This window comes from Enterobacter sp. BNK-8, assembly GCF_048685095.1.
GTDB classification, from domain to species: Bacteria; Pseudomonadota; Gammaproteobacteria; order Enterobacterales; family Enterobacteriaceae; genus Enterobacter; species Enterobacter quasiroggenkampii.
This window is the reverse complement of record NZ_JBLQTN010000001.1, coordinates 77,307-92,139: the sequence shown is the minus strand read 5'-3', so window position 1 is coordinate 92,139 and position 14,833 is coordinate 77,307. Positions and strand designations below refer to the sequence as shown.

At 55.9% G+C, this 14,833-nt stretch carries 13 protein-coding genes; 8 read left to right on the top strand and 5 right to left on the bottom strand.

Annotation, left to right across the window (positions count from 1 at the left end; translation table 11 throughout):
- The first annotated feature begins 62 nt into the window (after positions 1-62).
- Both ACMGGU_RS00480 and ACMGGU_RS00475 read left to right on the top strand, forming a co-directional pair.
- A complete protein-coding gene (locus tag ACMGGU_RS00480) occupies positions 63-1,610 on the top strand; it encodes an MFS transporter (protein WP_252077652.1) in 1,548 nt (515 codons plus the stop codon).
- A 194-nt stretch (positions 1,611-1,804) separates the two neighbouring features.
- Positions 1,805-3,142 carry a hemolysin family protein gene (locus ACMGGU_RS00475; RefSeq protein WP_008501429.1) on the top strand — a complete coding sequence of 446 codons (1,338 nt, stop codon included), beginning with the start codon at positions 1,805-1,807 and terminating at the stop codon, positions 3,140-3,142.
- A 77-nt stretch (positions 3,143-3,219) separates the two neighbouring features.
- On the opposite strand, the gene ACMGGU_RS00470 is transcribed toward ACMGGU_RS00475, so the two are convergent.
- Positions 3,220-3,426 (bottom strand): DUF1107 domain-containing protein, encoded by a 207-nt coding sequence (locus tag ACMGGU_RS00470; RefSeq protein ID WP_008501430.1) that lies wholly within the window; start codon positions 3,424-3,426, stop codon positions 3,220-3,222.
- Positions 3,427-3,750: 324 nt separating this feature from the next.
- Here ACMGGU_RS00470 and ACMGGU_RS00465 point away from each other — a divergent pair, with 324 nt between their 5' ends.
- The gene (locus ACMGGU_RS00465; protein WP_023617831.1) at positions 3,751-4,308 is read left to right on the top strand and encodes a YtfJ family protein; all 558 of its coding nucleotides are present in this window, start codon (positions 3,751-3,753) and stop codon (positions 4,306-4,308) included.
- Here ACMGGU_RS00465 and cysQ read toward each other — a convergent pair.
- A complete protein-coding gene (gene cysQ, locus ACMGGU_RS00460) occupies positions 4,302-5,042 on the bottom strand; it encodes a 3'(2'),5'-bisphosphate nucleotidase CysQ (protein ID WP_262802000.1) in 741 nt (246 codons plus the stop codon). The genes ACMGGU_RS00465 and cysQ overlap by 7 nt on opposite strands.
- A 190-nt stretch (positions 5,043-5,232) precedes the next feature.
- On the opposite strand from cysQ, the gene ACMGGU_RS00455 reads away from it, so the two are divergent.
- Positions 5,233-7,176 (top strand): bifunctional 2',3'-cyclic-nucleotide 2'-phosphodiesterase/3'-nucleotidase, encoded by a 1,944-nt coding sequence (locus ACMGGU_RS00455; RefSeq protein WP_262801999.1) that lies wholly within the window; start codon positions 5,233-5,235, stop codon positions 7,174-7,176.
- 91 nt (positions 7,177-7,267) lie between these two features.
- Here the strand turns inward: ACMGGU_RS00455 and ACMGGU_RS00450 are convergent, their stop codons facing one another.
- A complete protein-coding gene (locus ACMGGU_RS00450; protein ID WP_048225332.1) occupies positions 7,268-7,654 on the bottom strand; it encodes a winged helix-turn-helix transcriptional regulator in 387 nt (128 codons plus the stop codon).
- 84 nt (positions 7,655-7,738) lie between these two features.
- On the opposite strand from ACMGGU_RS00450, the gene ACMGGU_RS00445 reads away from it, so the two are divergent.
- From ACMGGU_RS00445 to ACMGGU_RS00435, 3 genes are all read left to right on the top strand, one after another.
- Positions 7,739-8,587: an SDR family oxidoreductase gene (locus ACMGGU_RS00445; RefSeq protein WP_262801998.1), complete on the top strand. Its 849-nt coding sequence runs from the start codon at positions 7,739-7,741 to the stop codon at positions 8,585-8,587.
- An 81-nt stretch (positions 8,588-8,668) separates the two neighbouring features.
- Complete coding sequence (locus tag ACMGGU_RS00440) at positions 8,669-9,493, top strand: AraC family transcriptional regulator (protein ID WP_048225327.1); 825 nt, start codon at positions 8,669-8,671, stop codon at positions 9,491-9,493.
- 75 nt (positions 9,494-9,568) lie between these two features.
- Positions 9,569-10,534 carry a DMT family transporter gene (locus ACMGGU_RS00435; RefSeq protein WP_045907980.1) on the top strand — a complete coding sequence of 322 codons (966 nt, stop codon included), beginning with the start codon at positions 9,569-9,571 and terminating at the stop codon, positions 10,532-10,534.
- Between the two features lie 79 nt (positions 10,535-10,613).
- Here ACMGGU_RS00435 and ACMGGU_RS00430 read toward each other — a convergent pair whose 3' ends face one another.
- Complete coding sequence (locus ACMGGU_RS00430) at positions 10,614-12,263, bottom strand: methyl-accepting chemotaxis protein (RefSeq protein WP_395299749.1); 1,650 nt, start codon at positions 12,261-12,263, stop codon at positions 10,614-10,616.
- 244 nt (positions 12,264-12,507) lie between these two features.
- Between ACMGGU_RS00430 and ytfE the strand changes: the two genes are divergently transcribed.
- Complete coding sequence (gene ytfE / locus ACMGGU_RS00425) at positions 12,508-13,170, top strand: iron-sulfur cluster repair protein YtfE (RefSeq protein WP_248222647.1); 663 nt, start codon at positions 12,508-12,510, stop codon at positions 13,168-13,170.
- Positions 13,171-13,255: 85 nt separating this feature from the next.
- On the opposite strand, the gene cycA is transcribed toward ytfE, so the two are convergent.
- Complete coding sequence (cycA, locus tag ACMGGU_RS00420) at positions 13,256-14,665, bottom strand: D-serine/D-alanine/glycine transporter (RefSeq protein WP_008502891.1); 1,410 nt, start codon at positions 14,663-14,665, stop codon at positions 13,256-13,258.
- Between the last annotated feature and the right edge of the window lie 168 nt (positions 14,666-14,833).

Sequence of the window (14,833 nt, the reverse complement as noted above, 5' to 3'; positions counted from 1 at the left end):
CAGCACTCAATAAAAAAACGACCCGAAAACGGGTTAATCATTACCCTACACTGGATATTATTATGGTCAAACCAACTGAACGTAGAGTGGGTTATGGCGTAGCGCTCGGCTACGGCGTAACCGATCTTTTTGGCGGAGGCGCTTTCGCCATTATCGGCACCTGGCTGTTATTTTTTTACACCACCTATTGCGGACTCTCAGTCATTGAAGCGGGATCAATATTCGCCATTGCCCGCGTGATTGATGCGCTATTAAGCCCGATAATGGGTTATATCACCGATAACTTCGGGGATACCTGGCTCGGGCGTAAATTTGGCCGTCGCCGCTTCTTTTTATTACTCAGTTCACCGCTCATGTTTTTGTATGCCCTGTTATGGCTGACGGACATGGGTTACTGGTACTACCTGGGCACCTACCTCTCTATTGAGCTGCTGTCGGCGATGGTGCTGGTTCCCTGGGAGACCCTGGCGGCTGAAATGACGAACCGGTATGAAGAACGTAGCCGCCTGTCCGGCGTGCGGATGATCTGCTCCCAGCTGGGCGGTTTTCTTGCGGTATCCGTTCCCGGGGTGATTATGCAGTTCACGGGGAAAGATAATCCGTTTACCTATACCCTCACCGGGCTGATATTTTCCTGCGTGTTCTGCCTTGCGGTATTTATTACCTGGTTCACCACCTGGGAAGCGAAGGATGTGCAGCAGGAATCCAGTTTTAAAGTGGATAACCAGCGCAGCGGCGGGCTACTGAATCACCTCAAATATCTGGTGCTGGATCTCTTTTCCTCCTTCCGTATCCGCGCGTTCCGCCTGCATATTATTATTTATATCTTTTCGTTCACGGCGATGGACGTGTTCGGTTCGGTGTTTACCTATTATGTCGTGTACTGTCTGAGCCAGGATGCGGCTGCGGTATCCGGCTGGCTGAGCATTGCGGCCTTCGCCTCGGTACCCGGCACCTATGGGTTTATGCTGTTGCTGAACCGGCTGAACGTCACGCCGTCTGCCGCCCTGCGGCTCTCCTACGGCTGTATCTTCCTGGTGCTGGCCTTCCTGTTTACGGTCTACCTCACCAAAACGCAGGTACCGACGCTGCTGTTCTCCGCGGTCTTTATTCTGCTCGGTGCCGCCCGCTCTGGCCTCTACTATATTCCGTGGAATATCTACAGCTTCATTCCGGATATTGACGAGATGGTGACCCAGCAGCGCCGCGAAGGGATTTTTGCCGGGGTGATGGTCCTGACCCGCAAGAGCACCGTGGCGATTGCCATCATGATTATTGGCCTGGTGCTGCAGGAATCCGGCTTTGTGAAGGGCAGCGGCGCGCAGCCTGAAAGCGCGCTGGGGGCGATTATCGGCCTGATGATCTTCGCAACGGCAGCTCTGCTGGCGGTAAGCTTCTTCACCACCTACAGGTTCAAGCTCACCCGTGAGACGCACAAGCTGCTCCTCAAGGAGATTGCGCGCCGTAAGCTGGGTGGCGATTACCGCGACTGCGACGCTAGCACCCGCGTGGTGATTAAGCAGCTCACGGGCTATGAATACGATCAGGTATGGGGAGGCGATGCCACCCGTCGGGCGGTGGGCGATGTCCGCCTGTCTACCGTGAAATAACGCGATGTACCGGACAGCGCCCGCTGTCCGGTCTGTTTTATGCCAAAAATGTGACCTCTGGCAGATTTACATCTCTTTACGCTATACTACCCGCTGAAATAATCGGCTCAACGCTACGAGCTGGTGTTCAATGTGTTTCCACACAAATGGTATCAACTCCCCTTCTGAGGATCTGGCGAGAAGCCGGATAAACTATGTTAAACAGTATTTTAGTAATACTTTGTCTGATTGCCGTCAGTGCATTTTTCTCGATATCCGAGATCTCGCTGGCCGCGTCCCGTAAAATCAAACTGAAGCTGCTTGCCGACGAAGGCAACATCAACGCCTCACGCATTCTCAAAATGCAGGAAAATCCCGGTACGTTCTTTACCGTGGTGCAAATTGGTCTGAACGCGGTCGCCATTCTCGGCGGTATCGTGGGCGATGCGGCGTTTTCCCCGGCGTTTTATAGCCTCTTTGCGCAGTACATGTCCGCCGAACTGGCCGAACAGCTGAGCTTTATCCTCTCCTTCTCGCTGGTGACCGGGCTGTTCATCCTCTTCGCCGACCTGACCCCGAAACGCATCGGTATGATTGCGCCAGAAGCTGTGGCTTTGCGTATCATCAACCCGATGCGCTTCTGCCTGTTCGTGTTCCGCCCGCTGGTGTGGTTCTTCAACGGCCTGGCAAACGTCATTTTCCGCATCTTTAAGCTACCTATGGTGCGTAAAGACGACATCACCTCTGACGATATTTATGCGGTCGTGGAGGCCGGCGCGCTGGCCGGGGTGCTGCGCAAGCAGGAACATGAGCTGATTGAGAACGTATTCGAACTGGAATCCCGTACCGTGCCCTCTTCCATGACGGGCCGTGAAAGCATTATCTGGTTCGATTTACATGAAGATGAGCAGAGCCTGAAGAACAAAGTGGCGCAGCATCCGCACTCCAAGTTCCTGGTCTGTAATGAAGATATCGACCACATCATCGGTTACGTCGACTCCAAAGACCTGCTGAACCGCGTGCTGGCGAACCAGAGCCTGGCACTGAACAGCGGCGTGCAGATCCGCAATACCCTGATTGTGCCGGACACCCTGACGCTCTCAGAAGCGCTGGAAAGTTTCAAAACCGCCGGGGAAGACTTCGCGGTGATCATGAACGAATACGCTCTGGTGGTGGGTATTATCACCCTCAACGACGTCATGACCACGCTGATGGGCGACCTGGTAGGCCAGGGGCTGGAAGAGCAGATTGTTCAGCGTGACGATAATTCATGGCTGATTGATGGCGGCACGCCGATTGAAGACGTGATGCGTGTGCTGGATATCGACGAGTTCCCGCAGTCCGGAAACTACGAGACCATCGGCGGCTTTATGATGTTTATGCTGCGTAAAATCCCGAAACGCACCGACTCGGTGAAGTTCTCCGGCTACAAGTTTGAGGTGGTGGATATTGATAACTACCGCATCGACCAGCTGCTGGTGACGCGTATCGACAACAAACCGACCGTGCTGGTGCCGAAGCTGCCGGATGCGGAAGAGAAGGTGTCGGCGTAACGTTCCTGCCCCCACAAACATCAACGGCTCCCATCGGGAGCCGTCTTTTTATCTACTACTACTGCATAGCACGTTGGTTAAGCCATCTCAGTTTGCAGACGCATAACCTGACGGTTGACTTCGGACATCACAGACAGGTGCTGTTTGTCCTTCACTTTTGGGACAAGGATTTTGCCCTTATCAAACTCAAAAGCGCCAACATCCTTGATGTACAACCGTCCACGGAACAGGATCTTCACGTACTTCGCCACCTGAAGCGGGTTGTAGCGTTGGAAAATTTTCATTCTTGTATCTCCTGCGAATCATACGCTCTTGCGGTGCCACAATCGGCCCGACTGTCCTGAGCGCAAATTTTAATGCCCAATGACTATAGACCAGAACTACGGTGTTACCCAGTGTGCATAAGTTTATTTACCGTTTGATTACAATTATTCAGAATAATCTTTGCAAAGCGTGACTGAGCGCAGTATAAGCCGTCGTTTTTTCATGGATATGTGCGTTCACCCGCAAACTGGCATCGGGATTGCGGGAAAACCACATTGATCGCACTTATCATTAAAAGCGTATGACCAAGTGGTCGGATCACCTGCAAACAATAAGGAAACGCCATGACCCTACGTAATATCCTTGCAGCAGCCTGCCTGCTGCTGCCACTGTGGGCGAGTGCTCACAACATTGAAAAAGGACAACGTGTACCGCCAGTCGGCATTGCTGACCGGGGAGAATTGATTCTCGACAATGATAAGTTTAGCTACAAAGCCTGGAATAGCGCGCAACTCGCGGGCAAAGTGAGAGTTGTACAACATATTGCCGGTCGTACATCTGCAAAAGAGAAAAATGCCAGCCTGGTGGAAGCGATCAAGGCCGCAAAATTCCCTCACGACCGCTACCAGACCACCACGATCGTGAATACCGATGACGCCATTCCGGGTTCGGGGATGTTTGTGCGCTCAAGCCTTGAGAGCAATAAAAAGCTCTACCCGTGGTCGCAGTTTATCGTCGACAGCAACGGCGTCACCCGTAAGGCCTGGCAGCTGGAGGAAGAGAGCTCCGCGATTATCGTGCTGGATAAAGAAGGTCGCGTACAGTGGGTGAAAGACGGGGCGCTGACCCAGGAAGAGGTGCAGCAGGTTGTCGACCTGCTGCATAAGCTGCTGGCTCAATAAATAGAGACGCGGAAGCCGGGGTTGAGGAAGGATTCGCGCGGGGTGTAGTCCAGCGGCTTGCCCTGCCAGTCATGAACATGCGCCCCGGCGGCCACAGCAACGGCATGCCCCGCGGCGGTATCCCAGACGTTCGTCGGCCCAAAGCGGGGATAGAGCTGAGCCTGTCCTTCCGCCACCAGGCAGAATTTCAGCGATGAGCCAATCGAGGTGGTCTGGTGTTCACCCAGCTGCTGCAGGTACTCCTGCAGCTCGCTGTCGCTGTGCGAGCGGCTAATCACCACCAGCGGCGGACGCGCATCGCGCACCTGGATCTGCTTGCGCACGCCGCACTCTTCTTTCCACGCCTTCCCTTCTGCAGCACTGTACATCACCTTCATGACCGGCGCGTAGACCACGCCCAGCACCGCTTTACCCTTCTCAATCAGGGCGATATTGACGGTGAATTCACCGTTGCGCTTGATGAACTCTTTTGTCCCGTCCAGGGGGTCCACCAGCCAGTAACGCTGCCAGTGCTGGCGTTCGTCCCAGCTTTGCGGCGCTTCTTCTGACAGGACGGGGATGTCCGGCGTTAAGGCCTGTAACCCTTTCAGGATCACCTTATGCGCCGCGATATCTGCCGCCGTGACCGGAGAGTCGTCCGCTTTGCTGACGACCTCCATAGGTTTAATACCGTCATACACCTGCATGATGGCATCTCCCGCATCCCGTGCGAGCTGACAAATTTTATCTAGCATTTTCCACCTCTTTGTTAACGCAGTGAGGTTAACTCTTTGTTTTAGTTATATCGTAATGTGAACAATTCCGCTATCTGTGAAGCAATTCCGGTTTCAGGTTACATTTTTCTGTCAGGATTCACATTTCTGTAAGCAACAAGCTATAGATACATACTCTTTTGTGGTCTGCATCGAAAAAAGGACTCCTCTGATGATTAAGTTTAGTGCAACGCTTCTGGCGACGCTGATTGCAGCGAGCGTTCAGGCGGCGACGGTAGATCTGCGTATTCTGGAAACGACCGATCTGCACAGCAACATGATGGACTTCGATTACTACAAAGATACCCCGACGGAAAAATTCGGACTGGTACGCACGGCAAGTTTGATCAATGCCGCACGTGGCGAAGTGAAAAATAGCGTGCTGGTCGATAACGGCGATCTCATTCAGGGCAGTCCGCTCGGGGATTACATGGCGACTAAGGGGCTGAAAAAAGGCGAGGTCCATCCTGTTTATAAAGCGATGAACACCCTGGACTATACCGTGGGTAACCTTGGCAACCATGAATTCAACTACGGTCTGACATACCTGCACGATGCCCTGGCAGGTGCAAAATTCCCGTACGTTAACGCCAATATCATCGACGTTAAGACCCAAAAACCGCTCTTTACCCCTTACCTGATTAAAGAGACCGAGGTTGTCGATCGGGACGGGAAAAAGCAGACGCTGAACATCGGCTATATTGGTTTTGTCCCGCCGCAGATCATGACATGGGATAAGGCCAACCTCGACGGTAAGGTGACCGTTAACGACATCACCGAAACCGCGCGCAAATACGTGCCGGAAATGCGTGAGAAAGGCGCCGATCTGGTGGTCGTTGTCGCCCACTCGGGTCTCTCCGCCGACCCGTACCAGGCCATGGCAGAAAACTCCGTTTACTACCTGAGTGAGGTTCCGGGCGTCGATGCGATCCTGTTCGGCCACGCCCACGCGGTCTTCCCGGGCAAAGACTTCGCCAGCATCAAAGGGGCGGATATCGGGAAAGGCACGCTCAACGGCGTGCCGTCGGTGATGCCGGGCATGTGGGGTGACCATCTTGGCGTAGTGGATCTGGTGCTGAATAACGACGGCGACCGCTGGAAGGTGACGCAGTCAAAAGCCGAAGCGCGTCCGATCTACGACGCGGCAGCGAAGAAATCACTGGCGGCGGAAGATAAAAAACTGGTCGACGTGCTGAAGCACGATCACGACGCCACGCGCGAATTCGTCAGCAAGCCGATCGGTAAATCCGCCGACAACATGTACAGCTTCCTGGCGCTGGTGCAGGACGATCCGACCGTCCAGGTCGTCAACATGGCACAGAAAGCCTATGCCGAACACTTTGTGCAGGGCGATCCGGATCTGGCGAAGCTGCCGGTCCTGTCGGCCGCTGCGCCATTCAAAGTGGGCGGACGTAAGAATGACCCGGCAAGCTATGTTGAGGTCGAAAAGGGCCAGCTCACCTTCCGTAATGCCGCCGATCTCTATCTCTATCCGAATACGCTGGTAGTGGTTAAAGCCACCGGGAAAGAGGTAAAGGAGTGGCTGGAGTGTTCTGCCGGACAGTTTAACCAGATTGACCCGCGCAGCAGCAAGCCGCAGTCGCTGATTAACTGGGACGGCTTCCGCACCTACAACTTCGACGTGATCGACGGCGTGAACTACCAGATTGACGTCACCCAACCGGCGAAATATGACGGTGCGTGTCAGGCGATCAACCCGCAGGCGGAGCGCATTAAAAACCTGACCTTCAATGGCAAGGCGATCGACCCGAATGCCACCTTCCTGGTGGTGACCAATAACTACCGTGCCTACGGCGGTAAGTTTGCCGGTACGGGAGATAGCCATATCGCCTTTGCCTCGCCGGACGAGAACCGCTCGGTGCTGGCGGCGTGGATCAGCGCGGAGTCGAAAAAAGCGGGAGAAATTCATCCGGCGGTGGATAACAACTGGCGTCTGGCGCCGATCCACAGCGATACGCCGCTGGATATCCGTTTTGAAACGTCACCGTCCGACAAGGCAGCCGCGTTTATCAAGGAGAAGGCGCAATATCCGATGAAACAGGTCGCGACGGATGATATCGGGTTCGCGATTTATCAGGTGGATTTAAGCAAGTAGCGGCGATTGTGCCGGGTGGCGGCTTCGCCTTACCCGGCCTACCCGTAATCTTCCATCCCGTAGGCCGGGTAAGCGAAGCGCCACCCGGCTTTTACGCCGCGCGATCCTCCCTGTTCGCCATCACCTTCGGCGTATTCACCTCAATCCAGTCCGCCAGCGCGGCGACTTTTTCGCTGACCTCGATACCCATCGGCGTCAGGCTATACTCTACGTGCGGCGGCACGACCGGATACGATACGCGATCGACAAACCCGTCCTGTTCTAGCGCCTGAAGCGACTGGGACAGCATCTTTTCGCTCACCCCGCCCATTTTACGGCGCAGATCGCTAAAGCGATGCGTCCCCTGGCGCAGCGCCAGCAGAATCAGTACCCCCCAGCGGCTGGTCACGTGTTTGAGCACCTCTCGTGAAGGGCACTGTTCCGCGAAAAGATTGCCATCGCGCATTTGCTCGCTGAGCGTCGGTATCGTTGTTTTCATACTTACCTTTTTGTACGTACTTACTAAAAGTTAGCTATGGTGCTAGTGTGCCACAACACCAGACAAACACGAAGGAGATTCATCATGATCGCGATTACCGGCGCCACCGGCCAGCTTGGCCATCTCGTTATCGAACAGCTGTTGAAAACCGTACCGGCTAACCAGATTGTAGCTATCGTACGTAACCCGGCGAAAGCGCAAGCCTTAAGCCAGCAGGGAATTGTGGTGCGTCAGGCGGACTACACGGATGAAGCCGCCTTCGCCGCCGCGCTGAGCGGCGTGGATAAGCTGCTGCTGATCTCGTCCAGCGAAGTCGGCCAGCGCGCGACCCAGCACCAGAACGTCATTAACGCCGCCAAAACGGCAGGGGTGAAATTTATCGCCTACACCAGCCTGCTGCACGCGGATACCTCACCGCTCGGCCTGCACGTTGAACACGTTGCCACTGAAAAAGCGCTGGCGGCGTCCGGCATTCCTTATGCCCTGCTGCGCAACGGCTGGTATACCGAAAACTATCTGGCGAGCGCGCCGCCTGCGCTGGAACACGGCGTGTTTATTGGTGCGGCAGGCGAAGGCAAAATTGCCTCAGCCACCCGCGCAGACTATGCCGCGGCGGCAGCCAAAGTGATCGCTGAAGAGGGCCATGCGGGCAAGGTGTATGAACTGGCGGGCGACCACGGCTGGACGCTGAGCGAACTGGCGGCTGAACTCAGCAAACAGAGCGGGAAGCCGGTCACCTACCAGAATCTCAGTGAAGCGGATTTTGCCGCCGCGCTGAAGAGCGTCGGCTTGCCTGCCGGTCTGGCCGATATGCTGGCGGACTCCGATGTCGGGGCCTCCAAAGGCGGGCTCTTTGACGACAGCCATACGCTGAGCAAACTGATCGGACGCGCCACCACGCCGCTGGCGCAGAGCATTAAAGACATCCTGTAATTGTTACGGGATGGTTATTTTTTGTGGCATCCCCTCTTGTCATCTTTGATAATGAAAAGATGACCCACGAGGAGGCTTACCGTGCAAGGCGTACCGGAACAGTTTAATGATGAAAGAGACAGCGCGCGCTTTCGCCATCTGGCGCAGCTGCCGGGCCTGGAGCTGTACCACGCGCACATTTCTGACTACGCCTTTGAGCCTCACACCCATGAAGCCTTCGGGATCGGCACGATTGAAACCGGTGCCGAACGCTTTCGCTATCGCGGTAGCCAGCATCTCGCGGCGGAAAAATCCGTCGTTACCATGAACCCGGACGAGATCCATACCGGCGAATCCGCCACCGAGGGCGGCTGGCGCTACCGGATGGTCTATATCGAACCCGATCTACTGGAAGAGGTGACCGGTCTGCGGCACTGGTGGTTCAGCGACGTGACCCGTCATGACCCATTGCGCTCGCAGCAAATTGGCAGGCTTATTTACGGCTTGTGGCACACGGACGATCCGCTTGCGCAAAAAGGATTACTGCTGGATCTGATTGAGACCTTCCAGCCGTTTGCCCATCACGCGCCGCGGGTTCAGGAACGCGCGCACCGCTTCGAACGGGTACGCGAGTACCTGCACGACAACTATATGCGCGCCCTGACGCTGGACGAGCTGGCCAGCGTCGTTTCACTCAGCCCGTATCATTTCCAGCGCCAGTTCAAAGCCCATTTTCACGTGACGCCGCATCAGATGCTGATGGCCATTCGCCTCTGGCGCGCCAAAGCGTTCCTCACCCACGGCATGCCCGCCGCAGAGGTCGCCGCCGCAACCGGACTGACCGATCAGTCGCATCTGACCCGCGCGTTTACCCACCGCTATGGCATTACCCCCGTGCGCTACCAGAAGCAGGTCACCCGGCGCTAATGCGCAACCTCATACAATACGCGCGCATTTGCCCCTCCTACACTGAGAACAGCGTAAATACCTGTGGATGGAAAAATGATTAGTGGAGTGTTGTATGCCCTGCTGGCCGGGATGATGTGGGGGCTGATTTTTGTCGGCCCGCTGATCGTGCCGGAGTACCCGGCGATATTGCAGTCGACCGGACGTTATCTGGCGCTGGGGCTGATTGCCCTGCCCCTGGCGTGGCTGGGGCGCGCGCGCTTGCGTCAGCTCAGCCGTCAGGACTGGGGCACCGCGCTGGCGCTGACCATGATGGGCAATCTTATCTATTACGTTTGCCTCGCGAGCGCCATTCAGCGTACCGGTGCGCCGGTATCGACCATGATTATCGGCACGCTGCCGGTCGTCATCCCCGTCTTTGCTAACCTGCTTTACAGCCACCGCGATGGCAAACTGGCGTGGTCAAAAATGGCACCGGCGCTGGTCTGCACTGCCCTGGGGCTGATATGCGTCAATATTGCCGAGCTGCGTCATGGGCAGGGGGATGTTGACCTGTGGCGATACGGCTCTGGCATTCTGCTGGCGTTCATTTCCGTGGCGTGCTGGGCCTGGTATGCCCTGCGCAACGCGCGCTGGCTGCGTGAGAATCCGGACAAGCACCCAATGATGTGGGCGACGGCGCAGGCGCTGGTCACGTTGCCTGTATCTGTCGTGGGGTATCTCGGCGCATGCCTCTGGCTGGGCCATCAGCAGCCGGACTTCGCCCAGCCCTTCGGGCCAAGACCGTGGGTGTTTATCGGCCTGATGGTGGCGATTGCGGTGCTGTGTTCATGGGTGGGCGCGCTGTGCTGGAATATTGCCAGCCAGAAGCTGCCGACGGTGATCTTAGGGCCGCTGATTGTCTTCGAAACCCTGGCCGGGCTGCTGTATACCTTCCTGATGCGCCAGAGCGTGCCGCCGTTGTTCACGGCCTGCGGGATCGTGCTGTTGGTCGTGGGCGTGGTGATGGCGGTGAGAGCGAAGCCGGAAAAACCGAGTGTTGTTCCGGCGTCGGAGATGTGAGTATTGCCCGGCGGCGCTGCGCTTGCAGGGCCTACAAAACCGTAGGCCCGGTAAGGCGTAGCCGCCACCGGGCAAGACCTTAAAACGTTTCCCAGTTCGCTTCAGGTGCCGTCGCTACGGGCTGCGCTTTTGGCGCATAGGTTTTCACCGGCGCCGCTTTAACCGCCTGGTTGCGGGTGATTTTGAACACCGCCACCGCTTCGTTCAGACGTGCAGCCTGATCTTCCAGCGCCGCCGCTGCGGCCGCAGACTCCTCCACCAGCGAGGCGTTCTGCTGGGTCACGCGGTCCATCTCAGCTACCGCCTGGCCCACCTGGTCGATACCACGGCTCTGCTCGTCAGAGGCCGAGGCTATTTCGCCCATGATGTCGGTGACGCGGGTGACCGCATTGACGATCTCGGCCATCGTGGCCCCGGCTTCGTTAACCAGCTGCGAACCCGCGTTCACGCGTTCGCCAGAATCGTCGATCAGCGCTTTGATCTCTTTCGCCGCCTGAGCACTGCGCTGGGCAAGGGTACGCACTTCCCCTGCCACCACCGCAAAGCCACGGCCCTGCTCGCCTGCACGGGCCGCTTCCACCGCCGCGTTCAGCGCCAGAATATTCGTCTGGAAAGCAATACCGTCGATCACGTTTGTGATTTGCGCGATCTTGCTGGAACTGGTGGCGATCTCATCCATCGTACGTACGACGCCTTCCACCACGTTACCGCCCTTCTTCGCCGTTGAGGAGGCATCCAGCGCCAGACGGGAGGCCTGACGCGCGTTATCGGCGTTCTGCTTCACGGTTGCCGTCAGCTGCTCCATGCTGGCTGCCGTCTCTTCCAGAGACGCGGCCTGCTGCTCGGTGCGGGAAGAGAGATCGTTACTGCCTGCAGAGATTTCGCCTGCACCGGTGTAAATGGTATCTGCGCCTTCACGCACTACGCCCACGGTGTTCGCCAGCGAAGTTTGCATCTCCTGCACGTTGCGCGCCAGGATAGCCATTTCATTTTTCCCGTCGGCCTGAATCGGCTGGGTGAGATCGCCTGCCGCAATGGCGCGAATATGGTTAATCACCTCTTCCAGCGGCAGCAGCAGCACGCGGCGCATCGCAATCCAGCTGGAGATAATCACCACAATCACCAGCAACATGACCGCAGAGAGGATCCACAGGATGCGCTTGTAATCACTTTCGTTATCCTGAATGCCTTTATCCGTGAGCGCAGCCTGCGCTTCACGCCATTCACGATACACCGTCTGCATCGCGTTCTGTTTTTGTTCGGCATTCTGCTTGAACATATCTTCCAGATTGCCCTGGCTCAGCAGAACGTTCATTTGCGTCAGCGTCGCAGAGTAAATGCGGTACTGCTCTTCGAGTTGGTTAGTCAGGCTCTCATCCAGGCCTGGCGTGTTCGGCAAGGCATAGTATTTATCGTAATGAACCTGCGCTTCAGTCAGCAGATTTTTCGCCGTGGTCACCAGCTCATTCAGCTGACCGCCGTTAATTTGCGAGGCCATGCTGCTTTGCAGGCGCAGCATCCCGCGGTTCAGGGTGACGCGCGCCTGGTTCAGACTGATCCACGCATCAGTAAACTCCGCCACGTTCTTGCTGGAGAGCTGCGCCACGGTGAAGTTGTCTTTATCGTTGTTCAGGGCGTTGATAAAGATACCGGCGGAAATCACTTGCATGATGCCGAGCACAAGCAGCACCGAAATCAGAAGGGTAATGACTTTTATACGTTTAAACATGCGTTGCCTTTGTTATATGCAGGTTTGTCTGACGTGGATATATCGGCAGGCACAGCGGGTTGTTTACTGTTTCTCCACCTTTAAAAAGTTTCGAAACCACTTTCCTGAGCCCATTCAGAGAGTTAAATCGGATATTTTTTTGTGATCTGCATCTCATTTTTACCCGTCCCTCTAAAGGGTTATAGCGTCATCGTAAAGATGCATTTAATATGCATCTTATATTATTGAGAATGAGGTAACTGCTATGGCCTTTCGCGACCAACCCCTCGGCGAGCTGGCGCTCTCCATTCCTCGCGCTTCTGCGCTGTTCCGTAAATACGATATGGACTACTGCTGCGGCGGTAAGCAAACCCTGGCGCGTGCGGCGTTACGCAAAGAGCTGGACGTTGAGGTGATTGAAGCCGAGCTGGCGCAACTGGCCGCGCAGCCCATCGACAAAGACTGGCGAACCGCTCCGCTCGCGGAAATCATCGACCATATCATCGTGCGTTATCATGACCGTCACCGTGAACAGCTGCCGGAGCTGATCCTGCAGGCGACCAAAGTCGAGCGCGTCCATGCCGACAAACCTTCCGTACCGCGCGGTCTGGCGAAATACCTGACCCTTCTGCACGAAGAGCTTTCCAGCCATATGATGAAAGAAGAGCAGATCCTCTTCCCGATGATTAAACAGGGAATGGGAAGCCAGGCGATGGGGCCCATCAGCGTGATGGAAAGCGAGCATGATGACGCGGGCGAACTGCTGGAGGTGATCAAACATACCACCCACAACGTCACGCCGCCGCCAGAAGCGTGCACAACGTGGAAAGCGATGTACAACGGCATTAACGAAACGATCGACGACCTGATGGAACACATCAGTCTGGAGAATAACGTTCTGTTCCCACGGGCATTGGCGGGGGAATAAAAAGCCCGGTGGCGCTAGAGCTTACCGGGCCTGCAACGTCCTCGAACGTAGGCCGGGTAAGCGTCAGCGCCACCCGGCAACATGCTTAACGCATGCCAGCCATACGTTTCTTACCGATAAACATCCAGCCCAGCCCCAGCGCGATAAACCACAGCGGCGTGACGATCAGCGCCTGACGGGTATCATCTTCCAGCGTCAGCAGAACCAGCACGAAGACGAAGAACGCCATGCACACCCAGCACATCAGCTTGCCCAGCGGCATCTTGTAGATCGATTTTTCATGCAGGTGTGGGCGCTGTTTGCGGTACACCAGATAGGAGCAGAGGATGATGGTCCAGACGAACATAAACAGGATCGCAGAGACCGTGGTGATCATGGTGAATGCGCCAATCACGCTTGGGTTCACGTAGAGCATCACCACACCGCCCAGCAGACACATGCATGAGAAGGTCAGCCCTTTTGCCGGTACGGCACGCTTAGAGAGCTTGGCGAACGCGCTCGGCGCCACGCCTTCCTGCGCCAGACCAAACAGCATACGGCTGGTTGAGAACACGCCGCTGTTTGCGGAAGAAGCCGCAGAGGTCAGCACCACGAAGTTAATCAGGCTCGCTGCCGCAGGCAGACCTACCAGCACGAACAGCTCAACGAACGGGCTCTTGCTTGGCACCACCGAGCTCCACGGCGTCACGGACATAATGATAATCAGCGCGAAGACGTAGAACATGATGATGCGCACCGGAATGGAGTTGATGGCGCGCGGCAGGGACTTCTCCGGATCTTTGGTTTCCGCAGCGGTCGTTCCGACCAGCTCAATCCCTACAAACGCGAACACCGCAATCTGGAAGCCGGCAAAGAAGCCGCTGATGCCTTTCGGGAACCAGCCGCCGTCATTCCACAGATGGGTAAACGACGCCTGAACGCCGGTTGGTGACTGGAAGTGGGTGAGCACCATTACCAGGCCCACCACGATGAGCCCGACAATGGCCACAATTTTGATCATTGCGAACCAGAACTCCATCTCACCGAACATTTTAACGGTGGCGAGGTTAAGGCTCAGCAGCAGAACGATGACCGCCAGCGAGGCCACCCAGTCCGACAGCCCCGGGAACCAGAACTGCGCATAGGCGGTAATCGCCACGACGTCCGCCATACCGGTCACGACCCAGCAGAACCAGTAGGTCCAGCCGGTAAAATAGCCCGCCCATGGTCCGAGCAGGTCTGAAGCGAAATCGCTGAAGGATTTGTATTCAAGGTTCGAGAGCAGCAGTTCACCCATTGCACGCATCACGAAGAACAGCATAAAACCGATAATCATATAGACGAATATGATTGACGGTCCGGCGAGACTGATGGTTTTGCCTGACCCCATAAACAACCCGGTACCGATGGCACCCCCGATGGCAATGAGCTGAATATGACGGTTTGTGAGATTGCGCCGTAGCGACTGTTCAGACGACGCCTCTTCGTCGGCGACGACTTTGACCTGATCTACCATGTGATATTTTCCTGTTTATGCCTGTCTGTGTTGTTAAGGCTCTTCTGGCCTTTAAATACGCCAAAAAAATGACGTTCCCTTGTAAGGGCTAATCGATATTAGGTAAGAATCGGCGGGATGAATACTATGATTTAGATATTATGTTAATAATATGTTGAAAGTGAGTGT